Below are 25,004 nucleotides of genomic sequence, written 5' to 3' on the forward strand. Positions count from 1 at the left end.
TCCAACGCAGGCCATTGATCGCCCAGCGGGCGCGCGAAGGCAATGCGCGAAGCGCCGGACTGGAAAAATGGCAGTGCGTGCCCAATATTTTAGCCGCAGCGCGGGGCAGCGATGACGCCATGACGGCGGCGCCCGGCAGCCAAGTCCCGGAGGGTACTGGACCTTTCCGTAAAACACGCTATATACCGATCGGTATGGAACAATTGATTGCCCCATCGCCCACCAAGGGCAGGCCGCGGGAGTTCTGCGTCGACATGGCGCTGGCCGCCGCGTTGCGCGTCTTCTGGCAGCACGGTTATGAAGGCGCGTCGATGGCCGAGCTGACCGCCGAGATGGGGATCACCAAGCCAAGCCTCTACGCCGCGTTCGGCAACAAGGAGCAGCTGTTCCACAAGGCGCTCGATCTCTACGAGCGCGAGAAGCTGGAATATATGCGCACTGCGGTCGATGCACCGACGGCACGCGGCGTCGCTGAAAAACTGCTGTGGGGCGCGCTCGAAATCCAGATGAGTTCGTGCGATCCGCGCGGCTGTCTCGGCGTCATCAGCACGACGGCCTGCGGGGCCGAAGCCGAATCGATCAAGGCCGAAGTGGTCAAGCGCCGTGCCTCGTCCGAGCAGGCGCTGATCGAACGCTTCGAACGCGCCAAGGCCGAGGGCGACCTGCCCGACGGGCTCGAGCCCGAAGCGTTGGTGCGGTATCTGTTCGCCCTGATGCAGGGCATGTCGGTCCAGGCCGGTTCCGGCGCGACCTTCGAGCAGATGAAGCAGCTGGTGTCCACCAGCCTTTCGGTATGGCCGACGCGCTGAGCGCCGGCGGTTTCCGCCCGTCTCGCATCCTATCAAATCCTTGTTGAACGCCGGCTGAAAATAAAATATACCTGCCGGTACACAAAGTAGTTGACGCACCGCAGCACAGCGTTATATACCGCTCGGTATGGAATGTGGGACTCCCGAGTGAGCCCCGCCAACCGGCGAGGGAAACGCCTATGATCGTGGCAAAGGGCTGAACTACCGCGGCACGCTTTCGGGCATGGCGCACTCCACAGAATTTTCGAACGGCAAGCTCAGGACAGATCAGTCCTGCGCGGGGCCGTTCTCGTCTCAAGGCCAGGCACTGACGCGGAACATCCGGTTCCTGCGAGGATGTCGTGCGGCCGAAGCAAAAGGGATTTCCACATGGCCTATCTCGACATCGACAACATGTTCGCCGCCCCCGTCCGCAGCCGCGCTGCCGATACCGCGGTCCCGACCGAGACCGGTTTCTCGGCGCTCGAGTGGAGCGTGATCGCGGTTTCGCGCCGCGATCGCCTCGCCAGCCTGCGCGATCCGGGCCGGATCTCGCGTGCACTGGGCGGGGTGTTCGGCATCGGCGCTGCCTCGCGCCTGGCCGACAGCAAGCTCGAGGCGCTGCGGCGGCTCGCCGTCCATGCATGGCGGCGCGGCTATGCGCTGCCCCAGGCCGAGATCGACCAGTTCGTCGAGGCCGGCTTCACCATCGAGCAGGCCGAGACCCTGGTGGCAAGCGTCACCGGCGACCGGGTCGGGCTCGTCCAGATTTACGCCAATCCGAGGATCGCCGCATGAACATGATCACCCCCATCGAAAGCGAAAGCGAAAGCGCATCGGCCAGCCCGATGCGCGATCGTTTCAAGCGCATGTCGCGCACGCGCCGTGCCGCCATCGTCCTCATCCCTCTCGCGCTGGTCGCGGCGGCGGGCACCAAGCTCGCCGATACGTCCCCGGCCGTTGCCGCCGCGCCACCCCCGCCGGCGGTAACGGTCGCGGCACCTCTGGTGCGCGAAGTCAGCGAGTGGGACGATTATGTCGGCCGCTTCGCGCCCAGCCGCACGGTCGAGATCCGGCCGCGCGTCGCCGGCGAAGTGACCGGCATCCACTTCCGCGACGGCGAGATCGTGCAGAAGGGCCAGCTGCTCTTCAGCATCGATCCGCGCCCGTTCGCGGCGGCGCTGGCCGAAGCACGCGCCAACGCGGCGAGCGCTCGTAGCGCACTCGCGCTGGCGCACGCCGATCTCGGCCGCGCCACCCGACTGATCGCTGACGAAGCGGTGTCCGCCGGTGAAGTCGATTCGCTGCGGGCCCGCGTCCAGGCAGCGCAGGCAGCGGTCGCAGCGGCTGATGCCCGGCTGCGGGCGCGCGCGCTCGATGTCGAGTTCACTCAGGTTCGCGCACCGATCGCCGGGCGTATCTCGGACCGGCGCGTCGATGCCGGCAACCAGGTCGCCGGCGGCGAAGGCACGGCCGGCACTGTGCTGACCACGATCAACGCACTCGACCCGATTTACTTCACCTTCGACGGATCGGAGGCGCTGTACCTGAAGACGCAGCGCGCGCGGCAGCCCGGCGCCGAGCCGGCCGCGGTCGAGATCCAGCTGCAGGACGAGACCGAGCATCGCTGGAAGGGCCGCCTGGACTTCACCGACAACGGCCTGGACCAGCGCAGCGGCACGATCCGCGGCCGTGCGGTCCTGTCCAATCCTGGGTATTTCCTGACGCCCGGCATGTTCGGCAACATGCGGCTGGCGAGCGGCGGCAAGGCATCCGCCCTGCTGGTGCCGGATACGGCGATCCAGACCGACCAGGCGCGCAAGATCGTGCTGACGGTCGACGCGCAGAACCAGGTCTCGGCCAAGCCGGTCGAGCTTGGCCCGGTGGTCGACGGTTTGCGCATCGTGCGCTCCGGCCTCAGCCCGAAGGACCGGGTGATCATCGCCGGCAACCAGATGGCGATGCCCGGCGCCAAGGTCTCGCCCAAGGCGGGCCGCATCGCCGCGGCCGCGGCGCCGTCAGCCGCACCGGCGGTGTCGCTGCCGGTCGCCGGCGAGGCGACCATCGCGAACTGACATGACGACCCCTCCCCGTTCGGGCTGAGCGCGTCGAAGCCCCGTTCTTGTCTTTCGATCGTCGAAAGGAAGAACGGCCCTTCGACAAGCTCAGGGCGAACGGAGCGGTTTGCTCTTCTTTTTCGAGGACGAAATCCATGCGCTTCTCGCGCTTTTTCATCACGCGGCCGATCTTCGCCGCGGTGATCGCGGTCGTCATCACGCTCGTCGGAGCGATCGCCTACATGACCCTGCCGGTGTCGCAATATCCCGACATCGTGCCGCCGACCGTGACCGTCAGCGCCGCCTATCCGGGCGCCTCGGCGGAGACGGTGGCGGAGACCGTCGCCGCGCCGATCGAGCAGGAGATCAACGGCGTCGACAACATGCTGTACCAGTCGTCGCAATCGACCGGTGACGGCAAGCTCGTCATCACCGTCACCTTCAAGCAGGGCACCGATCTGGATGCCGCGCAGGTGCTGGTGCAGAACCGCGTCGCCATCGCGGTGCCGCGCCTGCCCGAAGAAGTGCAGCGGCTCGGCATCGTGACGCGCAAGACCTCGCCCGACTTCCTGATGGTGGTCAACCTGATCTCGCCCGACGATTCGCTCGATCGCGGCTATATCTCCAACTATGCGCTCACTCAGGTGCGCGACCGCCTCAGCCGCATCGACGGCGTGGGCGACGTGCAGCTGTTCGGTTCGCGCGACTATTCGATGCGCGTCTGGATCGATCCGGGCCGCGCCGCCGCGCTCGACCTGACCGCCGGCGAGATCGTCGCGGCGCTCCGCGCGCAGAACGTTCAGGTCGCGGCCGGCACGCTAGGCCAGCCGCCTTATGCCAATGGCAATGCCTTCCAGCTCAACGTCGAGACGCAGGGCCGCCTGACGGATCCCAAGCAGTTCGCCGATGTGGTGATCCGCACCGATCCCGATGGCCGCCAGGTCAAGGTGGCGGACGTCGCCCGGGTCGAGCTCGGCGCGCAGGATTATGGCAGCAACACCTATCTCTCGGGCAAGCCGACCGTGATCGTCGCGGTGTTCCAGCGCCCCGGCTCCAACGCGCTCGCCGCGGCGGAGGGTGTCGCCGCCGAGATGAAGTCGATGTCGGCGCGCTTCCCCAAGGGCCTCGAATACAAGGTCATCTACAACCCGACCGAGTTCATCGCCCAGTCGATCGACGCGGTGAAGCACACGCTGTTCGAGGCGATCGTGCTGGTCGTGCTCGTCATCCTGGTCTTCCTCCAGAAATGGCGCGCGGCGATCATTCCGGTCGTGGCCATCCCGGTCTCGCTGATCGGAACCTTCGCGGTGCTCGCCGCCTTCGGCTATTCGCTCAACAACCTTTCGCTGTTCGGTCTGGTGCTGGCGATCGGCGTGGTCGTCGATGACGCCATCGTCGTCGTCGAGAATGTCGAGCGCAACCTCGAACGCGGGCTCTCCCCGCTGGAGGCGGCGCGGACGTCGATGGACGAAGTGTCGGGCGCGCTCGTCGCGATCGTGCTGGTGCTCTGCGCGGTGTTCGTGCCGACGGTGTTCCTCACCGGCCTGTCGGGCGCCTTCTACCGCCAGTTCGCCGTGACCATCTCGACCGCGACGATCATCTCGCTCGTCCTGTCGCTTACGCTGTCGCCCGCGCTCGCCGCGCTGCTGCTGCGCCATCAGGAGGATACCGGCCAGGGCAACCGCGTGCAGCGGGCGATCCGCCGTGCCGGTGACGCGTTCAACCGCGGCTTCGAGCGGATGAGCGTCGGTTATGCCAGCCTCACCCGCAAGCTGGTCAATGCGCCGAAGAAGATGATGTTCGCTTATGCCGGCCTCATCGCGCTTACCGGCGGGGTGTTCTGGATCACGCCGACCGGCTTCGTGCCGGCGCAGGACCAGGGTTACTTCCTGACCGTGATCCAGCTGCCGCCGGGCTCCTCGATCGAGCGGACCGACGCGGTGATGCGCAAGGTCGCGGCCAAGATCCTGCCGCTCAAGGGCATCAAGGGCTCGGTCATGCTGGCCGGCTTCGACGGCCCGTCGCAGACGCTCGCGCCGAACTCCGCCGCGGCCTATTTCCCGCTGCAAAGCTTCGAGGAGCGCCAGAAGCTCGGCGTCACCTTTGCCGGGATCATGGACGAAGCCCGCAAGGCGACCGCCGATGTGGATGAGGCGCGGCTGCTGATCGTGCCGCCGCCGCTGATCCAGGGCATCGGCTCGGCCGGCGGCTATCGCATGATGGTGCAGGATACCGAGGGCCGCGGCTATGCGGATCTCGGCAAGGTCTCCTATGATCTGATCGGCAAGGCCAACCAGACGAGCGGCCTCGCGCAGATCTACACCTTCTTCGAAACCGCCACGCCGCGCATCTTCACCGATGTCGACCGGACCAAGGCGAACATGCTCGGCGTACCGCCGGAGCGAGTGTTCGAGGCGCTGCAGGTCTATCTCGGATCGGCGTTCGTGAACGACTTCAACCTGCTCGGGCGCACCTACCGCGTCACCGCACAGGCCGATGCACCGTTCCGCAACACGACCGCGGACATCGCTAACCTGAAGACGCGGTCCAACTCGGGCCAGATGGTGCCGATCGGCTCGGTCGCGACGTTCCAGGACAAGACCGGTCCGTACCGCGTCGTCCGCTACAACCTCTTCCCCGCGGTCGAGGTGGATGGCGACACCGCGCCGGGATTCTCCTCGGGCCAGTCGCTGGTGACGATGGAGAAGCTCGCCGACTCCACGTTGCCCGCCGGCTATTCCCATGAGTGGACGGGCATCGCCTATCAGCAAAAGGCGGCCGGCAGCACGGCCGGGCTCGTCTTCCTGATGGCGGTGGTGTTCGTCTTCCTGGTGCTGGCGGCGCAATATGAGAGCGTCACCTTGCCGCTGGCGATCGTGCTGATCGTGCCGATGTGTCTGCTCGCGGCGATGACCGGCGTGAACCTGCGGGGGATGGACAATAACGTCCTGACCCAGATCGGCCTGGTGGTGCTGATTGCGCTGGCCGCGAAGAACGCGATCCTCGTGGTCGAGTTCGCCAAGCAGGCCGAGGAACAGGACGGGCTGTCGCCGATCGAGGCGGCAGTGCGGGCAGCGCAGACTCGCCTGCGGCCGATCCTGATGACCAGCTTCGCCTTCATCCTCGGCACGGTGCCGCTGGTGATCGCGACGGGGGCCGGCGCCGAGCTGCGCCAGGCGCTGGGCACCGCGGTGTTCTTCGGGATGATCGGCGTCACCGGCTTCGGCCTGTTGTTCACCCCGACCTTCTATGTCGTCTGCCGGGCGCTCGCGATGCGGTTCACCCGCCGTCGCGAGCGTGACTACCCGGCGACCCTCCAGCCTGCCGAATAGGTCAAGCCATGAAACAGATCCTGCTCGCTTCAATCTCAGCACTGGCGCTGTCCGCCTGCGCCGCCGGGCCCGACTTCGTCGCGCCGGTGGCACCGCCCAAATCGGCCGGGGCGTTCATCGGCACGGCCAGCCCGGCCGTGTCGACCGCCCAGGCCGATGATCGCTGGTGGCAGCTCTACCGCGATCCCACCCTCGACCAGCTCGTCGCCGACGCGCTGGCCGCGAACACCGACATCCGCGTCGCGGTGGCGCGGCTCGAACGGGCCCGCGCCAGCCTGCGCGGCGTGCGCTCCGACCGGCTGCCCCAGACGACGATCGGCGCAAGCGGCGACTACGGCCGCACGCCCGACAGCCAGCGCCTGCCGGGCAGCAAGGCAGAGGGCGATTCCTATGATGTCGGCCTGAGCATTGCGTATGAAGTCGATCTCGCCGGCCGCGTCCGCCGCAATATCGAGGCAGCGCGCGGCGACGTCCGCGCGGCGGATGCCGATGCTGATGCAGTGCGGGTCGCGGTGGTTGCCGCGACGACCCGCGCCTATGTCGATGCCGCTTCCTCGGCGGAACGGCTCGACGTGGCCAAGCGCATCGTCGAGCTGCTCGACAAATCGGCGACGCTGACCGGCAAGCGGGTCGAGGCTGGCCGTGCGGCCAAGCTCGACCTGGTCCGCATCCAGACGCTGCGCGACCAGCGCGCCGCCCTCGTCCCGGCGATCGAGGCGCAGCGCCAGGCGGCCTTGTTCCGCCTCGCCACGCTCACCGGCCGCACGCCGCAAGAGCTGCCGGCGATCGCCGCGGCGCGCACCGATACGCCGCATCTCGACCAGCCGATCCCGGTCGGCGACGGCCAGGCCTTGCTGGCCCGCCGCCCGGACGTGCGCGCGGCCGAGCAACGGCTCGCCGCCGCGACCGCCCGCATCGGCGTTGCGACGGCCGAACTTTATCCGCGCATCTCGCTCGGCGGCTCGGTCGGATCGAGCAGCACGAGCATCGGCGACCTGTTCGGCGGCGGCGCGCTGCGCTTCCTGCTCGGGCCGCTGATCAGCTGGTCCTTCCCCAACCAGGAAGCCGCGCGCGCCCGCATCGCCGAGAGCGAGGCGGACAGCCGCGCCGCGCTCGCCCAGTTCGACGGGACGGTGCTGCAGGCGCTGGAGGAAACCGAAACCGCGCTCGCTGCCTATCAGGGCGAGTTGCAGCGCCGCACCGCGCTGCAATCGGCCCGCGACGGGGCCGAAGCCGCCGCCCGCATCACCCGCGCCCGCCAGCGCGAGGGGCAGATCGACTTCCTCGAAGTGCTGGACGCGGAGCGGACCTTCGCCGACACGGACGCCGACCTGGCGGCCTCCGACGCCAGGATCGCCAGCGCGCAGATCGACCTGTTCCGCTCGCTGGGCGGCGGGTGGCAACAACCCGCGGTGATTGCGGCACGGTAAAGGGCGAGCGGAGACACCTCCCCCGTTCGTCCTGAGCTTGTCGAAGGACCGTTCTTCCTTCCTCGGTAAGAAAAGAACGAGGCTTCGACAAGCTCAGCCCGAACGGAGTATTTCACTAGACCCATCTTCCGTTTAAGCTCTCCGCCATGAGCTTCTGGGCCTATATGCTGCACTGTCGGTACGGTCTGTTTTACGTCGGCCATACCGACGATCTCGACGCCCGGATCGGGCAGCATCAGAGCGGGCTGATCCCGGGTTTCACCCACGACTACGCCCCCGTCACCCTGGTGTGGTCGCAGGACTTCTCCAGCCGGATCGAGGCGCTTGAGGCCGAGCGGCGGATCAAGGGCTGGAGTCGCGCCAAGAAGCTGGCGCTGATCCGTGGGGATTGGGGTCGCATCTCCGTGCTGGCGAAGGGGAAGAACGGCCCTTCGACAAGCTCAGGGCGAACGGAGGAAGGAGAATCGCCCTGATCCGCGGTTTTGCTGCGCTTGCACACAAAGGCCGCAGCCCTTAGCTCCCGGCCATGCGCCTGATCCTGCTGTTCCTCGCCCTGGCGTTCGCCACCCCTGCCGCGGCGGGGCCAGCCAGCAAGCCGACCCCCGGGCTGGTGCGGGTGCGCATCGTCACGTCGCTCGGGGCGTTCGTGCTGGCGCTCGATGCGCGGCGTGCGCCGAAGACCACGGCCAATTTCATGGCCTATGTCGACGATCGGCGGCTCGACAATACCAGCTTCTATCGCGCCGCGCGCAGCAAGACCTCGGCCGAATATGGCTTCATCCAGGGCGGGATCGGCACCGATGCGCGGCGCATGCTGCCCTCCGTCCCACTGGAGCCGACCAACCGCACCGGCATCCGCCATCTCGATACCGCGATCTCGATGGCGCATGGTCGCGACGAGAATGGCGCGACCGGCAATTTCGCGATCATGCTCGGCGCGCATCCCAGCATGGACGCGAAGCCCGGCTATTCGGGCTATGCCGCGTTCGGCCATGTCGTCGAAGGCATGGACACCGTCCGCCGCATCCTCGCTCAGCCGATCGGCGCCGGTTCCGGCCCGATGAAGGGGCAGATGATCCTGAAGCCGATCAAGCTGATCCGCGCCGAACGGATCGACGGGACGCCCAAGCCGACCGGCGCCGTGCAGCCCTGGCTGATCGGGGTGAAATAGCGGACGGCCGGCGCAGTTGCGGCGGGCGTCATGGGAAAGAGCGGGATGTGTTGCGTTCCGACCGGTCGACACAGTGCACCGAAGCAGCTCGCCATTGAATCGATTACGATCGCCTCGAAACGGAGGACGATCAAAGCGTAACCGAATGACTGGTTATCGCGTGCGGAGACTGTCAGTTTGGCCCGACCGCAGGCGTGGGGAAAGCGATGAGTCCGTGGATCAGTGGCCTGATAGGAGCCGTGGTCGCCACCGCCCTCGCGCTCTTCGCCGAACGATGGCAGAAACCGGCGCGCGCCGATGCCGTCGGCTGGAAAGCGCTCCGGCCGGGCTGGCTGCTGAATGGCATGATCGCGGGCTGCTTGGCCATGACGGCACTTGGCTGCACGTTCCTCGTCGTCGGCTCTTCGCGGCCGGATGCCGAGCTGCAGACGCTCTACGCTGTCATCCTTACGGCCGTCAGCGGGCTTGGCGCGCTTCACACTCTTTGGGACAGTTACGGCCGCGCGATCAGCTGGAAGGGCGATATGGTGAAGTATCGTGCGATCCTTGGGCGCGGGAGCCTCCGCCGCATCTCCGAGGTCAGCGCGGTGACGAAGAGCGAGATGCGTGGTGCGTATCTCCTCACCTTTCGGGACGGATCGAGGCTGCGGCTGTCGGCCTATCTCCATGGCGCGGAGGAGCTGGTAGCGAGGCTACCCAGCCGAGCGCATCGCCACTGAGTCAGCCGGCGGTTCCCAGCCGAACACGCTGCGGCCGCCATAGTCGTGCGAGCGTTCGCGTTCCGCGGCGATGAATTCGGGCAGGGTCGGGCCGGTCGCGTGGCGTTCCAGCGCGCGGGCCTGGGCGTCGAGGCGCTGGAGCGCGGCGAGCTTTTCCTCATTGCCGAGCTTCGCCTTGCCGACGGCGTCCTTCATCACGGCGATGGTCTTGTCGAAGACCTTGATCGGCACCGGATAAGGATGCCGATCCTTGCCGCCATGCGCGAGCGAGAAGCGCGCCGGATCAGCAAAGCGGCAGGGCGCGCCGTGGATCACCTCGGCCACCATCGCCAGCGAGCGCACCGTGCGCGCGCCGACGCCGGGCACGAGCAGCAGCTCCGGGAAATCGGCCGGCCCGTTCTCGGCCGCGGCGGCAAGCGTGCCGTGGAGGCGGCGGATCATCACGTCGGACGGGCGCACGTCATGATGGCCGGGCAGCGTGAGATGCGGAAGCATCGGCTGGTCGCTCGGCGCGGCCGGTTTCACGGGTTCCAGCGCGGCGGCCGCGCGGGCGATCCGGTCCGGACCGAGATCGCGCAGCAGATCGAGCTGGGCATCGCGCGAGGCGGCGGCGCGGCGATCGGTGAGGTTGACGATCTCGCCGGCGCCCCGGCCCTCGATCGCGGCGTGCGGCGCATCGACGAAGCTGCCCAGCCCCTCCGAGCTCCAGTGATAGCGCCGCGCCTGGCGCAGATCGCCGTTCATGCCCTGCTGAACCACCACCCATTGCCCGTCGTCAGCGACGATGAAGCCGTGGAGATAGAGATCGAACCCGTCCTGCACCGCGGCGCTGTCAACCTTGGCGACGAGCCGGCTGGTGCGGGCGAGGCCGGCACCGTCGAGCCCGACGCGGTCGCCGATCGCGACCAGCTCGTCGGGCGTGCGCCGCGATTGCTTGCCGCGCCCGCCACAGACATGGACACCGAGCTCGCCCGACAGGGGCGCGAGGCCGCGCTTCAAGGCGCCGATCACGCTGGTGGTGATGCCGGAGGAATGCCAGTCCATGCCCATCACCGCGCCGAACGACTGGAACCAGAAGGGGTGGGCGAGCCGGCGCAACAGCTCGTCCCGCCCGTAATGATGCACGATCGCCTGCGCCATGACCGCACCGAGGCTGGCCATGCGCGCGCTCAGCCAGGGCGGTACACGGCCGCCATGGAGCGGAAGAACGGCACTGCCGGCGCGATTGGCCACGGAAAATCCTTTTGGAACTAACCGGGAACATGCTATCAGATCGCAGCCGCGACGCCAGCCGCAAAATTGCGCGACTTCAGCGGTATAGGCGGACGCGTCCGCCGGCACGGGGGGAGAGATCATATGGCGCGGCGCTGGCTCATCGGATTGTTGCTCTGCCTGGCCCCCGCCGCCCTTGCGGCGCAGGCGAAACGGACCGCGCCGGCGCCACAGCAGAACCCGGCGCTGCTGTCCTATGAGCATGGCATCCGCGACGCGACACATGCCAGCACTTTGGGCCTGCGCCGATTCGACATGAAGGTGGAGATGCGGGGCGCGGTGGCGGAAACCACCATCACCGCCGAATTCGAGAATCCGGGAGACGAGGAACTGGAAGGCGATTTCCGGCTCGAGCTGCCGGCGGGCGCGATCGTCACCGGCTATGCCCTGGATATCGACGGCGCGCTGATCGACGGCGTGCTGGTCGACCGGCCCAAGGCCGAGGTCGCGTATGAAGCGCGGGTGCGGCGCGGGGTCGATCCCGGGCTGGCCGAAGTGGCGGACGGCGCTTTCCACACGCGGGTCTTCCCGATCCCGGCCGGCGAGGGACGCACGATCCGCCTGCGCTTCACCGCACCGGCGACGGACGGTTTCAGCCTGCCCCTGCGGTTCGCCGCGCCGAGCGGCGGCTGGTCGATCGCCGTGCGCGCGAGCGGCATGGCCGCCATGCCCGCGCTTATCTGGCCGACCGGTAGCGCCATGGCATTGCGCCGTGACGGCGACGCCTGGGTCGCCGCCGCGGAGGGCCGGACCGCCCTCACTGGCCGGCTGTCGATCGCCCGGCCGGCATTGCCCGACGCGGTGATGAGCCGGAACCGGCTGGGCGAGCGCTATCTCCAGCTTTCCGGCTTTATGCCCGGGGCGGCGGCGCTGCCCCGCGCCAACCGCGTGCGGATCTATTGGGATCGCTCGCGCTCCCGCCTGAAGGATGACCATCAGGCGGAGTTCGCGCTGCTGCGTGCGACGTTGGCCAGACTCAAGCCGCGGTCGATCGAGCTGGTGACCTTCAACAGCAGCGGGGCAAGCCGCGCGGTGGTGGCCGATGCCGAAGCGGTCATCGCCCGGTTGCGGACGGTGCGCTATCGCGGCGCGGCCAGCTTCGCGCCGATCGCCGGTGATTCGGCGCCGGCAGACCGGTGCCTGATATTCTCGCGCGGCAGGCCGTCGGTTGATTTCGCCACGACGATCACGCTGCGGTGCCGGCTCGACGGCGTGGCCGCGCCGACCGCAGACACGGCCTGGCTGCGCCATCTGACCGCCGATCATGGCGGGCGGGTCTTTGCGCCGGGCGGGAATCCGGCCGTGGTTGCGGCGGCCATCGCATCGGGCGGGCCGGTCGTGACGGCAGTGCTCGACGACCGGGGCACGCGCCTGCCCTTCTTCCCGATCGCTGACGGCAAAAACGGCTGGCGCCTGATCGCCCGCGCGCCGGACAGCGGGAACGTTCGCATCAGGATCGGCAGGACGGAGATCCGCCGGGCGGTACCGGGGCCGGACGCGGCGTTCGACGGCGAAGGCGCCCTGCTCGCGGCCGACGCGCTTGCCGTGCTGAGCGGCACCGCGGCGCGCGCGGACTATGTCGCGCTCAGCCGCCGCTATGGTATCGCCAGCCCGAGCCTGTCCTTCGTCGTGCTGGAAACTCCGGATGATTATATCGAAGCCGATATCGCCCCGCCGGACAGCTATCCGGAAAAGCTGCTGAAAGACTATCGGGAGCAGCGCAGGGACAAGGACGAAGAGAAAACCGAAGCGGTGACTGACCGGCTCGACGAGGTCGTCGATCGGTGGGAGGAGCAGGTCGCCTGGTGGAAGGATCCCAAGGCGGACTCGCCCGAAGCTCCGGCGATAGCCGCAGCGCCTCCCCCTTCCCCTGCTCAGGCGCCTCCGCCTCCACCCCCACCGGCTGGATATGCGGCGGAGCCGTCCCAGCGTGCGCCGGTGAGCGATAACAGCGCCGTCTCCGCACAGGCCGATTGGGACGTCGGGGAAGGTGGAGACCGCGACATCATGGTGACGGGGGTCCGAAGAGCACCCAGGATCTCGATCGATGCGTGGCAGCCCGGGCGATCTTATCTCCGGGCCTTCGACCGGGCGCCGCGCGCGTTCGACCGCCAGTTCCCGATCGAGGAAGCCAAGGGCGGCGGCGTGCCCGCTTTCTATCTCGACACCGCCGAATGGCTGCGCCGCCATGGGCGCAGGGCCGAAGCGATCGAGATGGTGCTCTCGGCGCTCGACCTGCCGCTCGCCAATGAAGTCACGCTCGGCATCGTTGCCGACCGGCTCGAACGTTATGGCGCGATCGACCGTGCGGTGGCGCTGCGCGAACGGCAGGCAGTGCTCGACCCGGCCCGGCCACAACCCAAGCGGCTGCTGGCGCTCGCCCTTGCCCGCCGCGCCGCGCTGCACCCCGCGGGCGCCCGCGCCGACCTCGAACGCGCGATCGACTTGCTTTCCGAAGTGGCGCTGACGCCGTGGGAGGATGATTGGGACGGCATCGACATGATCGCGCTGATGGAAGCCAATGCGCTGATCCCGAAGCTGCGCGCGCTCGGCGGTGAGATCAGGCTGGACAAGCGGCTGATCGCGCTGCTCGACGTCGACCTGCGCGTGGTGGTCGACTGGACGACGGCATCGACCGATCTCGATCTGTGGGTGGACGAACCGAACGGGGAACGCGCGATCTACAGCAACCCACGCACGAAGATCGGCGGCCATCTGTCGAACGATATGACGGACGGGTACGGCCCGGAGGAGTATCTGCTGCGTCAGGCGCCGGCCGGCCCTTATCTGGTCCAGGCCAATGTCTATGCGTCCGACGCGATCGATCCCAATGGCCTGTCGCTGATCACCGCGCATCTGATCCGCGATTTCGGACGGCCGACCCAGCATGAGGAAAGCGTCGATATCGAACTGAAGCGTGACGATGAGGGCGCCAAGCGAATCGGCCGGATCGTGGTGCCGGGCGCGGCGCGCGGGAAACGCTAGCCGGAGGCCGGGCGGAACACCCCGCTCCGCCGCAGGTTCTCTTCCGCACAGCGGACGAGGATCACCATGGCCAAATCGAACCCCAAAAAAGCCGTCGCCGAGCAGCGCGCGATTCAGGCGCAGGTCGCCAAGGCCGACAAGAAGGCGAAGAAGAAGAAAGCGGGCGCGATGCAGGTCGGGTCGCGAGCCTATCCCGAGCCCCCTTTTCCGCAGCAGCACCAGCTGAAGCCCGGCAATGAAGCGCAGCTCGATCCGGCGCCGATGTACGACGCGCCTTATTACCGGGGTTCGGGCAAGCTGCAGGGGCTGGCCGCGATCGTCACCGGCGGGGATTCGGGGATCGGCCGGTCGGTCGCGATCCTGTTCGCGCGGGAGGGCGCCGATGTCGCGATCCTGCATCTCGACGAGGATGCGGATGCGCAGGTCACGAAGAAAGCGGTCGAGCGGGAAGGACGGCGCGCCATCGTCATTGCCGGCGACGTGCGCGACCAGGCGTTCTGCCAGGCGGCGGTGAAGGAGGCGGCCAACACGTTCGGGCGGCTCGACATCCTCGTCAACAACGCCGCGTTCCAGGTCCATTCTAGCTTTGCCGACCTGACCGCCGAGCATTTCGACCAGACGCTGCAGACCAATCTCTACGGCTATTTCTTCATGGCGCAGGCCGCGGTCGCGAAGATGAAGCCGGGCGGCGCGATCGTGAATACCGGCTCCGTCACCGGCCTCCTGGGCAACAAGGACCTGATCGATTATTCGATGACCAAGGGCGGCATCCACGCCTTTACCCGCAGCCTGGCGACGCACCTCATCCCCAAGGGCATTCGCGTCAACGCGGTCGCGCCGGGGCCGGTGTGGACGCCGCTCAACCCGTCCGACAAGGAGGCGCCCGACGTCGCGCAGTTCGGCGCCGACACGCCGATGAAGCGCCCGGCCCAGCCCGAGGAGATCGCGCCGGCCTATGTGTTCCTCGCCTCGCGGCAATGCTCCAGCTACATCACCGGCGAGATATTGCCGATCATCGGGGGCTATTCGGGCGGGTGAGCTCAGTTGCGCCGCGAAATATTCGTGTTGGAGCGCGCCGAAAACCGCACAGTAACCGGGCTTTTTCGCCAGGCCACGTCGACCCGTTCTTTTCGCGCCTTACTGTGATCGTCGAGCCCGCTTAGGCTAATCGTGCGCCCGGTCAGGGCTTTCGTCTCGCCAGCCGCATGAAATTCTCTCGAGTTTATATTGGCGTATTTCTTCCGCATTTTTGAGAATGGGTGCACGAATAGGGCAGCCACCTTGGGAATAGATCGCGTCCGAGAATGCGATGGGGACATGGCACGACAACCCCGTTTCGGCGGCAGGAACCCGACGATCGCGGCAGAATAAAAGGCGCGGCGCGATCGTTGAATCGGGGCGGCCCGAGGGAAATCGCCGATTGCCAGGCGAGCCACGCCGATTACGTGGACCTTTCCCCTCGCCCTGCTGTTGAGCAAGCGAATGGCGACAGGAGCGGACGATGGCGACGAAGAATTTGACCGGCAATAACGGCGGCGAGACGCATCAGCAGGCGCCTGGCGGCAACGAGAACGAAGTCGGCCTGACCACCAATCAGGGCATCCGCGTCTCGGACAACCAGAACCAGCTGAAATCCGGCGCGCGCGGGCCAGTGCTGCTCGAGGATTTCGTGCTGCGCGAGAAGATCTTCCATTTCGATCACGAGCGCATCCCGGAGCGCATCGTCCATGCCCGCGGTTCGGCCGCGCACGGCTTCTTCGAATGCTATGAGAGCCTGGCCGACATCACCAAGGCCGACCTGTTCCAGCGCGCCGGCGAGCGCACGCCGCTGTTCACGCGCTTCTCCACCGTCGCGGGCGGCGCCGGCTCGGTCGACACGCCGCGCGACGTGCGCGGCTTCGCGGTGAAATTCTACACCAGGGAGGGAAACTGGGATCTGGTCGGCAACAATATCCCGGTGTTCTTCATCCAGGACGCGATCAAATTCCCCGACCTGATCCATTCCGTGAAGATGGAGGCGCAGACGGGATATCCGCAGGCCGCCAGCGCCCATGACACTTTCTGGGACTTCATCAGCCTGATGCCGGAATCGACTCACATGATCATGTGGGCGATGTCCGACCGGACCATCCCGCGCTCGCTGCGCACGATGGAGGGTTTCGGCATCCACACGTTCCGGCTGGTCAACGCCAGGGGCAAATCGACCTTCGTGAAATTCCACTGGAAACCAAAGCAGGGCGTTCAATCGACGATCTGGGACGAGGCGGTGAAGATCGCCGGCGCCGATCCCGATTTTCACCGCCGCGATCTGTTCGAAGCGATCGACCGCGGGGACTTCCCCGAATGGGAGCTCGGCATCCAGGCGTTCGACCAGGCCTTCGCCGACAGCCTGCCGTTCGACGTGCTCGATCCGACCAAGATCATTCCGGAGGAAGTCCTTCCGGTGCGGATCATCGGGCGGATGGTGCTCGATCGCTATCCCGACAATTTCTTCGCCGAGACGGAGCAGGTCGCTTATTGCCCGGCGAACATCGTGCCGGGCGTCGATTTCACCAATGATCCGCTGCTGCAGGGGCGGCTCTTCTCCTATCTCGACACCCAGTTGAAGCGGCTCGGCTCGACCAATTTCCACCAGCTGCCGATCAACGCGCCGAAATGCCCGGTGATGAATTTCCAGCGCGACGGCCATATGCAGATGAACATCCCCAAGGGCCGGGCCAATTACGAGCCCAACAGCCTGTCCGAAGCGGGCGAGGATGGCGGGCCGCGCGAATGCCCGATGACCGGCTTCACCACCTTCCCGACGGCCGACGGGCCGGACGAGCAGGGCGACAAGCTGCGCATCCGGCCGGACAGCTTCGCCGATCATTACAGCCAGGCGCGCCTGTTCTTCCGCTCGCTCGCCGCGCCGGAACAGGCGCATCTCGCGTCGGCCCTGGTGTTCGAGCTTTCGAAGGTCGGGCTCGAGCATGTGCGGGTGCGGATGATGTCCAACCTGGTCAATGTCGATGCCGATCTGGCCAAGCGCGTTGCCGACGGGCTCAACATGCCGCTGCCCAAGGCCTCGAAGGCGGCAGTGCCGACGCAGGATCTCGATCCCTCGCCGGCGCTGCGCATCATCGAGGGCCCACGTGCGCCGGCCGACATCAAGGGCCGGTCGATCGCCGTGCTGGTCGCCGACGGATCGGACGCCGTCGCGGTCGCGACCACGGTCGACGCGATCACCAAAGCGGGCGCCCGCGCGGTGATCGTCGCGCCCAAGGTCGGCGGGGCCAAGCTGTCGGACGGCAAATTGCTCAAGGCCGATGCCCAGCTGGCCGGCTATCCCTCGGTGCTCGCCGATGCGGTGGCGATCATCCTGTCGGACGACGGCTGCGCGGCTCTGCTCAAGGAAGCGGCGGCGGTGCAGTTCGCGATGGATGCCTTCGGTCATCTCAAGGCGATCGGCCATTCGCCCGAAGCCAAGCCGCTGCTCGACAAGGCCGGGGTGGTTCCGGACGAGGGCGTGGTGCCGATCGGCAAGGGCTTCACCGCCGCCGCGGCGAAGCGTTTCTGGGACCGCGAGCCGGGCGTGCGCACGCTGGCCTGAGCGGGCCGGAACTGAGCGTTTGGAAATTCGTTCTCGATTCAACGATTAAAGGATGATGTCATGTTGGGAACTATTGCGGCGGTTCTGGTGGTCCTGTGGCTGCTCGGCTTCTTCGCCTTCCACGTCGCCGGTGGCCTGATCCACCTGTTGCTGGTCATTGCGGTGGTGATGGTGATCCTGCACTTCGTCACCGGCCGCCGCACGGTGTAGCCTGACATAGCTTAAACTGGAGCGCCCTCCCCGATTATCTGGTAGCGCATGCGATCAGGTAATCGGGAATGAGCGTATAATGGGTAAAGACGGCGAGAATGCCCCAATGGGGCAACTGCTCGAAACACCTCATCTTGCTGACGCGCTCGAAAGCGACCGGTTCAAGCAATTTCTCGATCATGTGCCGATGGCGATCGCCGTTTCCGAGCTGCACCCGAACGAGAGCATCACGTACGCCAATATCGAATTCGAACGCCTCATCGGCCGCAAGGCGGCCCTGATCGAGGGCCGGACGTGGGACGCATTGCCATCCCACGCGCTCGCCGAAGACGGACGCGCGTTGCGCGATGCCGTCACCGCGGGCGACGATTATCTCGGCAGTTTCACCATTGCGGACGGCGACGCGGAGGACGCAACAACCGTCAACGCCTGGTCGACCCTGATCCAGGACGATGACGGATCGCCGCTGTTCCGCCTGGTCGCGCTGGCCGAGATCGGTCCGCGCGACGACGATGCCGAGCTCGAACAACGGCTCAGGGACAGCGACACGCTGCTGCGCGAACTGCAGCACCGGGTGAAGAACAACCTGCAGATGATCACGGCGCTGATCCGGCTGGAGGCGCGCAACCTGCCCGACGACGCGACCGAGCAGCGTTTCGACCGGCTGGCCGGGCGGATCGACGCGCTGGCGCTGCTGTATCGCTCGCTATCCGACGAAGGCGTAGGCGAAAGCATCGACCTGGGCATTTATCTCAGCGAGATCGCCTCCTCGGTGATGCGCGCCCATGCGGTGGAGGGCATTCATCTCGACCTGCAGGTCGATACCTGGCCGGTCTCGGTCAATGTCGCGATGCCGGCCGGGCTGGTCGTCAACGAGCTGCTGACCAACGCGCTGAAACATGCCTTTGCCGGGCGCGACGGGGGCACGATCACGCTGCACAGCATCGTCGACGAGACCGGGTGCCGGGTGGTCGTGGCGGATGACGGGATCGGCCTCGCCGAGGGTGTGAGCTGGCCCAAGGCAGGCAAGCTCGGCGCCCTGATCGCGCAGTCGCTGCGGCAGAATGCGAAGGCCACGATTGGCGTTGAGTCGGAGCCGGGGGCGGGCGTGCGCGTCACCATCTTCTTCGCACGGGCCGATGCGGCGCCGGCCGAGGGGTGAGGCGTAGGGAAAACCGATTGGGTGGAATCGCCACTCCCCGTTCGGGCTGAGCTTGTCGAAGCCCTGCTCTTTCTTCCGCGCAAGAAAGAACGGCCGTTGAGCTGCGCTCGCCCTTCGGGTCGACAAGCTCAGGGCGAACGGAGGTGGTGGATTAAACCCTAAGCCCGTGCCGCCAGTCCAAGCGCGGCCGCTGCAGGAAGCCAGGCTGCGAGGCGCGGGGCGTGCAGCGCGGGTTCAGCGGCAGCCGCCTCTTCGGGCAGTTGGACGAGCCAGTCATGCTGCCATTGGTCGAGCGGATGGCAGGTCACCCGGTAGTTCATGCGCGACACAGCGAGGAACGTCGGCCGCGCGATCGGCCAGGGCGGGGCCTCGCCCCGATCGGCCGCGGCGAGCGTTTCGGTGAAGTCGAAGGGCAAAGCCAGCAGCCGCACGCTGTCCGGCCGCCACCACGCGCGGCCGAAGCCGAGCAGATCGGCCAGCGCCGGATCGAAGCCGGTCTCCGCCGACGACAGTGTGCGTTCTAGCCCGCGGGCGCGGTGAACCTCGGCCCGGGCGCGTTCGATCAGCGCGAGCGCGGCGGGGATCGCCTCCACCGTCTGCGGCGTGCCGTCGCCGGCCGGGCGGGCGGCGTCGAGATAGGCGGGGAAGCCCGCGCCGAAATCATACAGCGTGTAGGAGCGCGACGGGTGTGCGGCGATATAGCCCTGCGCGAACAGGCCGAACGCCGTCGGGCCAGCGAGCGCCGACAGTATCGGATATTCGAGCCCGAGGCATTCGAGCAGGCGCAGGCGATAGCCCTGGGCATAGATGCCGAGCCGCATCTCCGCCGTCAGCCGGTTGTCGCCGTGCACATGCGCGCGGGCATCGTCAGCCGCACCGTCGAGCACCGCCGCCTGAAGCCAGGACTGAAGATCGACCAGCCCCATCAGACCATTGCCAGCGCCGCTTCGCGGACCGGCTGCGCCTTGGCCAGTTCGGCCAGCAGGGTTTCGAACGGCGGAATATCGGCATCCCATTCGAGCAGCGTCGCGACCGGGCCGCAGCGCTGCCACGCCCGTGCGTAGAGCGTCCATACGACATCGGGCACCGGATGGTCGTGCGTGTCGATCAGGTGCGTGCCGTGATCGCTCGGCCCGGCCAGATGCATCTGCACGACATGGCGGGGCGGGATCGCATCGATATAGGCCAGCGGATCGAAGCCCTGGTTGACCGCGCTGACATGCACATTGTTGACGTCGAGCAGCAGCCCGCAGCCAGTCTCCTCCGCCAGGCGCGCGATGAATTCCTCCTCCGGCATGCGGCTCGACTGGAAGGCGAGATAGGTGCTGGGATTTTCAAGGATGATCGGCCGGCCGAGGTAATCCTGCACTGCACGGACGCGGTCCGCGGTGTGGGCGAGGCTCTGCTCGGTCAGCGGCATGGGCAGCAGATCGTGGCTGTTGATCCCGCCGATCCCGGTCCAGCACAGATGATCCGATATCCATAGCGGCGATATCCGTTCGGCCAGCGCGCGGAGCTTCGCCAGATAGCCGAAATCGAGCGGCGCGGTGCTGCCGATCGACAGCGACACGCCGTGCATCACGACTGGCCGGTGCGCCGCGACATGCTCCAGCACGCGCAGGCCATAGCCTTCATTGTCGAGATAATTTTCGGAGATGACCTCGAACCAATCCACGCCCCAGTCGGCCGGCGGGGTGCGCATCAGATGCGGATAATGCTCCTCGCGCAGGCCGACGCCGTCGCCGGGATTGGCCAGGCCGAGACGGGGCTGGACGGGGTGGGGCTGGACGACGCGATGAGTCATGGGGCGGATACGAGGCGCAATGCCCCACTTGCTTCCCCGGCGAAGGCCGGGGTCCAGTGGGGAGACAGCAGAGAAGCGCCGCGCGTCGCCGCAACCGTCCCCCGACTGGGCCCCGGCCTTCGCCGGGGAACCAGAAGAGAAAGCCCGGGGTGACGACGGCGCGCGCGATCCCTCATCACGTCGATGGCGGGAAGGCCAGGCGGAGGTCGTTCGGTTCCTGCCACGCCGGCTGCGGCAGGTTCATCTGCTTCGCCACTTCGCCGAACGCCTTGAAGGCGATGTCCTCCACCTTGTCGCCCTTGTTGAAGGGCAAGGTGCCGAACTTGACAGGCTTGAACGCGCCGGCATTCGCGTTCGGGGCCGGCTCGAGCTGGTACAGATCCATCGTGCCGCTGACCGGATAGATCTGGCAGGCCGAGATCGGCACGGCGCAACCGCCGAAGCCGCCGCAGCGATTGTCGCTCGGCGCGGTGAAGCTGGTCGCGGTCGGCGAGGGCGTCGGCGTGCCGCACAGCCCGCCCTTGGCCCGCACGCTCACTGCGGAGCAGCCGCCGCCCTGCGGCTTGCCGGGTGTCGGATCGGCCGCGGCGGCGCGCAAGGTCGAAGTGCTGCAATTGCCGCCGCCCCCGCTCGGCTGGACGAAGCCGCAGCCGCCCATGCCCTTGCACAGATTCGATCCGCGGCAGGTGTGATAGACCTGAGTCAGCGCGCAGCTGTTGGTGCCGATGCCCCCCGGCGCGTGCAGCGCCAGCCCCTGGCAGGTATGGTTGACGATGCGCGTGTTGGGCGGCGGCACGCCGTGGCTGAGATCGGGCGTCCGCCCCATCGCCGCCCAGGCCGTGGCCATGCGATCGCCCGATCCGGCCATCGAGGGATAGGGGAAGGAGATCGCGGCGCCGCGCGGGTTCCAATATTGATCGAGCACGGTCGTCACGCCCTTGATCGCGCCGACCACTGCCTGGCTCAGAATGTGATAGCTCTGCTCGCGGATCTCTTCGGCATGAAGGTTGTTCAGCGCCGTCGCGATCTGATCGGGCGTGGGCAGGCCGTACGGATTGTCGTTCGGATCGAAGTCGGCCGTGGTGAGATCGGCGGCCGACCAGTTGCCGGCCTTGCCCGCCTTGTCCCAGGTGACGATGCCGCCGTCGCGCAGCAGATCGCGCACCTGCCCGAAGCGGGCGAAATGATCCTCACCGTCATTGTCGAAACGCGCCGCGGCGTCGCCCGAGGGGACCTGCGCGCCGGTATCCGAATAGCTCGGATAATCGGATTCGAGCGCGTCGCGATCGGGGCGGTAGCGGACTTCGACGGCCTTGAGCAGCCCTGCCTCGTTCGCCTGTTTCAGCCGAACCTTGAGCGTCGCGCCCTCGCCCTGATCGGTGATCGCGTTCATCATCGCGAGCACCTGTTTGAAGGCGATGCCGCTGTCGGTGAGCGCGACCGTGGTCTCCACGCCCATATATTCGCGCATCGGATGGCCGGGGAAGCTGAAGCCGTTGAACAGATCGTTCTGCTGGCCGTCCGGATTGAACACATGATCCCACAGGCACGATCCGTCGTCATAACGGATCTGCAGATAATCGCGGTAGCATTGGTACATATAGCCGATCGAGCCGAACCAGATATCGGCCGAGGCGGGATCGTAATCGGGATCGCCGCGGTCGAACGGCACTTTCGGGAAATAGCGTTCCGTGTTGCGCACGATATCGCGCTCGGCATCCTCCTGCGGCTGCTCGATCGCGAGGAACAGCTCGATCCGGTCCTCGTCGAGCGGGCCGACATTCACCTTCACATTGGCATAGGTCGCGGTGTCGGGCAGATCGACGATGGTCGGGATCGCGGTCAGATCGGGGCCGTAGCAGGTCCAGCCATTGTTCCGGTCCTGCAGCGCGGGATCGGTGAAGTTCGGCTCGTGCCCGATCGCGGTGGCGATGTTGGCGGCCATCTGCAGGTGCAGCATTTCCTGGATGAACACCGAGAAGATGATGTTGAAGGCCCGCTTGTTGCCCCAGCCGGGCTTGTCCTTCGGCAGATCGGTGAAGGCGGCGGCCTTCGCGCCGGGCCAGATCCGGCCCTTGTAGAAATCATTGCCCTTGCCGGTGATCGGGTGGAATCCCTCGATCGAATAGAGCGTCGTCATGTAGAGCGGGATGGTGAACAGTTCGACATTGACGGCGGCCTGAGCGATCCAGCGGACGACGCGCTTGTCCGTCTCGACCATATTGGCGTCGCGCGCCGAAAGCGCACCACTGGCGTGGGTTAGATGCATGATAGTCCCCCTCCCGAAAAATCGCATCGATCGTTGATCGCGGCGTCAGCGATAGGCGGTGCGGGCCCGTCAATCGACCGGATACCGCCGAAATGGCGGCAGTTGCGCGCGCGGCTTTTCCGTTTGGTACGGGTTCCTCTCCCGGCGGCATGGACCATCGCGCGCTGCGTTACCGCGACGGTGCGCCCCCCACCGTCACCGCGCCGGGATCGCCAGCTCGAACGGCGTGACCGGCAGGCCGCTTGCGTCGGTCAGCGTGCAGGTCGGGCTGTCGCCCCAGCAATGGCGCACCCGCGTGACCTCGGCGTCGTCGGTCCGCACCGTCACCGTAGCGCCCGGGCCGATGCGCGCCTCGGCATAGCGGCAGGAGCCGGCGGCGGGGCCGCAGAGTTCGAAGGCGTTGGGCTGGCCGCTATAGGCGGCGAGCGTGCCGATTACCTGCGTGAAGGGGATGACGATGCCGCCGGGCGTGCGCCGGGCGGCGCCCGGCACGGCTCCGGCCGGCGGCGCGGCATCGCCATAGACGGTGTGGCGCGCGGCGATCGCGAGGCGGCGGCCGATATCCTGCTTGTTGGCCGGGTGAAGGTTGGTCGGATCGCCGATGTCGATCGTCACGATGGCGGCGGCGTTGCCGTCGGCCAGCGCGGTCCGGCGCTGCGCCTCGCGGATTTCGGACCAGACCGACTCGACCGGTGCGGTCGGGCGCGGGCCGTAATCGGGGAGCTGGACGATCAGGAACGGGAGTGGACCGAACCGGGCGCGCCAGTCCGCCATCATCGCCGCCAGCGTCGCCTGGTAACGGCCGGCGAAATAGATATCGGATTCGCCCTGGTACCAGATCGCCGCCCGGAAACCGTAGCCGCCGATCGGGGCGATCATGCCGTTGCTGAGCTGAGTCACGCCGTGCGTCGGCCCCCAGGGCAGCTGCGGGGCGATCAGGCCGTTTGGCACTTCGGCATAGCGCCATGGATTGGCCAGCGGCACGGCCCTGCCGTCCTTCAGGCGGATCGCACGCGTCTCCGCCGGGCCGCTCATCCCGCAATTGCGCCAGCTGCAGAAGATGTTCGTGACGATGATATTGGTGCCGGCGTGGAGCACGCCCGGTGGGATTTCGTGCAGCGCCTGTTTCGCCCAGCTGGTGCCGCCGACGCCCTTGCCGTTGATCCAGCTCTGATCCTCCTCATTGACCGAACCGAGATCGAGGACTGCCGGCCGCGCTGCCTGCGCGGCGGTCAGTTCGACACTGGTGCGCAACCACATCTGGCCGACGAAACCGTCGGGCGAGGCCCCGCTCCACAGCGCCCAGGGGCCGAGCGCGGCGGGGGCCGTCTTCCAGCCATCGACCGGATAGGCGGGCTCCCACGGATTGCCTTTGGCGGCCGACGCGCCATTGGCTTTCCACCAGTTTTCCCAATGGGCATCCCAGCGGCGTTGCGCGGCCTGCGGATCCGCGCGGTAGAGCGCGAGCATGGCGAGATCCGCGTCATAGCCGTCGAGCTTGCGCAGGCCGGCTTCGCTGACCCAGTCGCGCACCCGGCTGCCGCCCCAGGCCGAGACGACCAGGCCGATCGGCACGTCGGTCGTCTTCTTCAGCTCGCGCGCGAAATAATAGCAGCTGGCGGAAAAGCCGCCGACCGTGTCGGGCGATCCGACCGTCCAGGCGACCGGCGTCGCGAAGCTGGCCAGCGGGGTGAGACTGTCCTTGGTCGCAATGCTCAGCTGGCGGATCGTGCCGTCCGTCGCCGCGCGGGCCTCGGCCTGGCCATTGGCGGCGCCGCGCACCGCGACCTGCATGTTGGACTGGCCGGTGCACAGGAACACGTCGCCGAGCAGCACGTCCTGTATGGATTGAGTCGCGGTGCCGCTGCGAGCTTCGAGCGTATAGGGGCCGCCTGCTGGGAGCGCCGGGAGGGTTGTGCGCCATGCGCCTGTCTTGTCGGCCCTGGCGGTGACCGTGACGGTGCCAAGCTTGACCGTGACAGTCGTGCCTGCGGAGGCCTGGCCGTAGATGGCGATCGGCTTATCGCGCTGGAGGACAGCATGGTCCTGGAACATCGCGTGGAGCAGGGGAGCGTCGGCGGCGATGGCCGGGGTGGCGAGCGCGAGGTGGGCCAGGATAAAAACTCTAAACGGTACCCTCACTCTCGCTCTCCCCCTATTTTTCCAACGACCTTCTTACCTTCCCCGGCGAAGGCCGGGGCCCAGTTGGGAAGGCA

General features: G+C 67.2%; 19 protein-coding genes. 13 read left to right on the forward strand and 6 right to left on the reverse strand.

Annotated features, from left to right (window positions below; all coding sequences use genetic code 11):
- Positions 1 to 194 precede the first annotated feature (194 nt).
- The 8 genes from U1769_RS02485 (at position 195) to U1769_RS02520 (ending at position 9,497) form a co-directional block, all read left to right on the forward strand.
- Positions 195 to 809, forward strand: a complete 615-nt coding sequence (locus U1769_RS02485) for a TetR/AcrR family transcriptional regulator (RefSeq protein WP_332711473.1) — start codon at positions 195 to 197, stop codon at positions 807 to 809.
- Between the two features lie 369 nt (positions 810 to 1,178).
- Positions 1,179 to 1,586, forward strand: a complete 408-nt coding sequence (locus U1769_RS02490; protein WP_332711475.1) for a hypothetical protein — start codon at positions 1,179 to 1,181, stop codon at positions 1,584 to 1,586.
- Positions 1,583 to 2,863 (forward strand): efflux RND transporter periplasmic adaptor subunit, encoded by a 1,281-nt coding sequence (locus tag U1769_RS02495; protein ID WP_332711478.1) that lies wholly within the window; start codon positions 1,583 to 1,585, stop codon positions 2,861 to 2,863. The genes U1769_RS02490 and U1769_RS02495 overlap by 4 nt, the downstream gene beginning before the upstream one ends.
- 137 nt (positions 2,864 to 3,000) lie before the next feature.
- Positions 3,001 to 6,177 carry an efflux RND transporter permease subunit gene (locus U1769_RS02500; RefSeq protein ID WP_332711481.1) on the forward strand — a complete coding sequence of 1,059 codons (3,177 nt, stop codon included), beginning with the start codon at positions 3,001 to 3,003 and terminating at the stop codon, positions 6,175 to 6,177.
- 8 nt (positions 6,178 to 6,185) lie between these two features.
- Positions 6,186 to 7,607, forward strand: a complete 1,422-nt coding sequence (locus U1769_RS02505; RefSeq protein ID WP_332711485.1) for an efflux transporter outer membrane subunit — start codon at positions 6,186 to 6,188, stop codon at positions 7,605 to 7,607.
- A gap of 146 nt (positions 7,608 to 7,753) precedes the next feature.
- Complete coding sequence (locus U1769_RS02510; RefSeq protein WP_332711488.1) at positions 7,754 to 8,080, forward strand: GIY-YIG nuclease family protein; 327 nt, start codon at positions 7,754 to 7,756, stop codon at positions 8,078 to 8,080.
- Between the two features lie 53 nt (positions 8,081 to 8,133).
- Positions 8,134 to 8,778, forward strand: coding sequence for a peptidylprolyl isomerase (locus tag U1769_RS02515; protein ID WP_332711491.1), 645 nt, complete (start codon positions 8,134 to 8,136; stop codon positions 8,776 to 8,778).
- Between the two features lie 206 nt (positions 8,779 to 8,984).
- On the forward strand, positions 8,985 to 9,497 hold the full coding sequence (locus U1769_RS02520) for a hypothetical protein (RefSeq protein ID WP_332711494.1): 513 nt from the start codon (positions 8,985 to 8,987) through the stop codon (positions 9,495 to 9,497).
- Here the strand turns inward: U1769_RS02520 and U1769_RS02525 are convergent.
- On the reverse strand, positions 9,471 to 10,730 hold the full coding sequence (locus tag U1769_RS02525) for a DUF763 domain-containing protein (RefSeq protein WP_332711497.1): 1,260 nt from the start codon (positions 10,728 to 10,730) through the stop codon (positions 9,471 to 9,473). The two genes, U1769_RS02520 and U1769_RS02525, sit on opposite strands and share 27 nt — an antisense overlap.
- 123 nt (positions 10,731 to 10,853) lie before the next feature.
- On the opposite strand from U1769_RS02525, the gene U1769_RS02530 reads away from it, so the two are divergent.
- On the forward strand, positions 10,854 to 13,754 hold the full coding sequence (locus U1769_RS02530; protein WP_332711500.1) for a DUF2135 domain-containing protein: 2,901 nt from the start codon (positions 10,854 to 10,856) through the stop codon (positions 13,752 to 13,754).
- A 66-nt stretch (positions 13,755 to 13,820) separates the two neighbouring features.
- Positions 13,821 to 14,792, forward strand: a complete 972-nt coding sequence (locus tag U1769_RS02535) for an SDR family oxidoreductase (RefSeq protein ID WP_443030167.1) — start codon at positions 13,821 to 13,823, stop codon at positions 14,790 to 14,792.
- A 2-nt stretch (positions 14,793 to 14,794) separates the two neighbouring features.
- On the opposite strand, the gene U1769_RS02540 is transcribed toward U1769_RS02535, so the two are convergent.
- A complete protein-coding gene (locus U1769_RS02540; RefSeq protein WP_332711503.1) occupies positions 14,795 to 15,034 on the reverse strand; it encodes a hypothetical protein in 240 nt (79 codons plus the stop codon).
- 221 nt (positions 15,035 to 15,255) lie between these two features.
- Here U1769_RS02540 and U1769_RS02545 point away from each other — a divergent pair, with 221 nt between their 5' ends.
- From U1769_RS02545 to U1769_RS02555, 3 genes are all read left to right on the forward strand, one after another.
- A complete protein-coding gene (locus tag U1769_RS02545) occupies positions 15,256 to 17,343 on the forward strand; it encodes a catalase (protein ID WP_332711506.1) in 2,088 nt (695 codons plus the stop codon).
- A gap of 60 nt (positions 17,344 to 17,403) precedes the next feature.
- On the forward strand, positions 17,404 to 17,553 hold the full coding sequence (locus U1769_RS02550) for a lmo0937 family membrane protein (RefSeq protein WP_332711508.1): 150 nt from the start codon (positions 17,404 to 17,406) through the stop codon (positions 17,551 to 17,553).
- Positions 17,554 to 17,632: 79 nt separating this feature from the next.
- Entirely contained in the window at positions 17,633 to 18,715 is a 1,083-nt protein-coding gene (locus U1769_RS02555; protein ID WP_332711511.1) for a sensor histidine kinase, read from the forward strand.
- Between the two features lie 158 nt (positions 18,716 to 18,873).
- Here the strand turns inward: U1769_RS02555 and U1769_RS02560 are convergent, their stop codons facing one another.
- From U1769_RS02560 to U1769_RS02575, 4 genes are all read right to left on the reverse strand, one after another.
- A complete protein-coding gene (locus U1769_RS02560) occupies positions 18,874 to 19,641 on the reverse strand; it encodes an HvfC/BufC N-terminal domain-containing protein (RefSeq protein ID WP_332711515.1) in 768 nt (255 codons plus the stop codon).
- Entirely contained in the window at positions 19,641 to 20,519 is an 879-nt protein-coding gene (gene bufB, locus U1769_RS02565) for an MNIO family bufferin maturase (protein WP_332711517.1), read from the reverse strand. Before bufB ends, U1769_RS02560 begins: the two co-directional genes overlap by 1 nt.
- Before the next feature lie 175 nt (positions 20,520 to 20,694).
- On the reverse strand, positions 20,695 to 22,788 hold the full coding sequence (locus U1769_RS02570) for a ferritin-like domain-containing protein (RefSeq protein WP_332711519.1): 2,094 nt from the start codon (positions 22,786 to 22,788) through the stop codon (positions 20,695 to 20,697).
- A 195-nt stretch (positions 22,789 to 22,983) separates the two neighbouring features.
- Entirely contained in the window at positions 22,984 to 24,930 is a 1,947-nt protein-coding gene (locus U1769_RS02575; RefSeq protein ID WP_332711521.1) for a sialate O-acetylesterase, read from the reverse strand.
- Between the last annotated feature and the right edge of the window lie 74 nt (positions 24,931 to 25,004).

It is taken from the genome of Parasphingomonas zepuensis (assembly GCF_036663735.1).
In the GTDB taxonomy this organism is placed as follows: Bacteria; Pseudomonadota; Alphaproteobacteria; order Sphingomonadales; family Sphingomonadaceae; genus Sphingomonas.

Coding starts and splice junctions, on each gene's coding strand:
- U1769_RS02485 (WP_332711473.1), top strand. CDS start 195: ATGGAACAATTGATTGCCCCATCGCCCACCAAGGGCAGGCCGCGGGAG.
- U1769_RS02490 (WP_332711475.1), top strand. CDS start 1,179: ATGGCCTATCTCGACATCGACAACATGTTCGCCGCCCCCGTCCGCAGC.
- U1769_RS02495 (WP_332711478.1), top strand. CDS start 1,583: ATGAACATGATCACCCCCATCGAAAGCGAAAGCGAAAGCGCATCGGCC.
- U1769_RS02500 (WP_332711481.1), top strand. CDS start 3,001: ATGCGCTTCTCGCGCTTTTTCATCACGCGGCCGATCTTCGCCGCGGTG.
- U1769_RS02505 (WP_332711485.1), top strand. CDS start 6,186: ATGAAACAGATCCTGCTCGCTTCAATCTCAGCACTGGCGCTGTCCGCC.
- U1769_RS02510 (WP_332711488.1), top strand. CDS start 7,754: ATGAGCTTCTGGGCCTATATGCTGCACTGTCGGTACGGTCTGTTTTAC.
- U1769_RS02515 (WP_332711491.1), top strand. CDS start 8,134: ATGCGCCTGATCCTGCTGTTCCTCGCCCTGGCGTTCGCCACCCCTGCC.
- U1769_RS02520 (WP_332711494.1), top strand. CDS start 8,985: ATGAGTCCGTGGATCAGTGGCCTGATAGGAGCCGTGGTCGCCACCGCC.
- U1769_RS02530 (WP_332711500.1), top strand. CDS start 10,854: ATGGCGCGGCGCTGGCTCATCGGATTGTTGCTCTGCCTGGCCCCCGCC.
- U1769_RS02535 (WP_443030167.1), top strand. CDS start 13,821: ATGGCCAAATCGAACCCCAAAAAAGCCGTCGCCGAGCAGCGCGCGATT.
- U1769_RS02545 (WP_332711506.1), top strand. CDS start 15,256: ATGGCGACGAAGAATTTGACCGGCAATAACGGCGGCGAGACGCATCAG.
- U1769_RS02550 (WP_332711508.1), top strand. CDS start 17,404: ATGTTGGGAACTATTGCGGCGGTTCTGGTGGTCCTGTGGCTGCTCGGC.
- U1769_RS02555 (WP_332711511.1), top strand. CDS start 17,633: ATGGGTAAAGACGGCGAGAATGCCCCAATGGGGCAACTGCTCGAAACA.
- U1769_RS02560 (WP_332711515.1), bottom strand. CDS start 19,641: ATGGGGCTGGTCGATCTTCAGTCCTGGCTTCAGGCGGCGGTGCTCGAC.
- bufB (WP_332711517.1), bottom strand. CDS start 20,519: ATGACTCATCGCGTCGTCCAGCCCCACCCCGTCCAGCCCCGTCTCGGC.
- U1769_RS02570 (WP_332711519.1), bottom strand. CDS start 22,788: ATGCATCTAACCCACGCCAGTGGTGCGCTTTCGGCGCGCGACGCCAAT.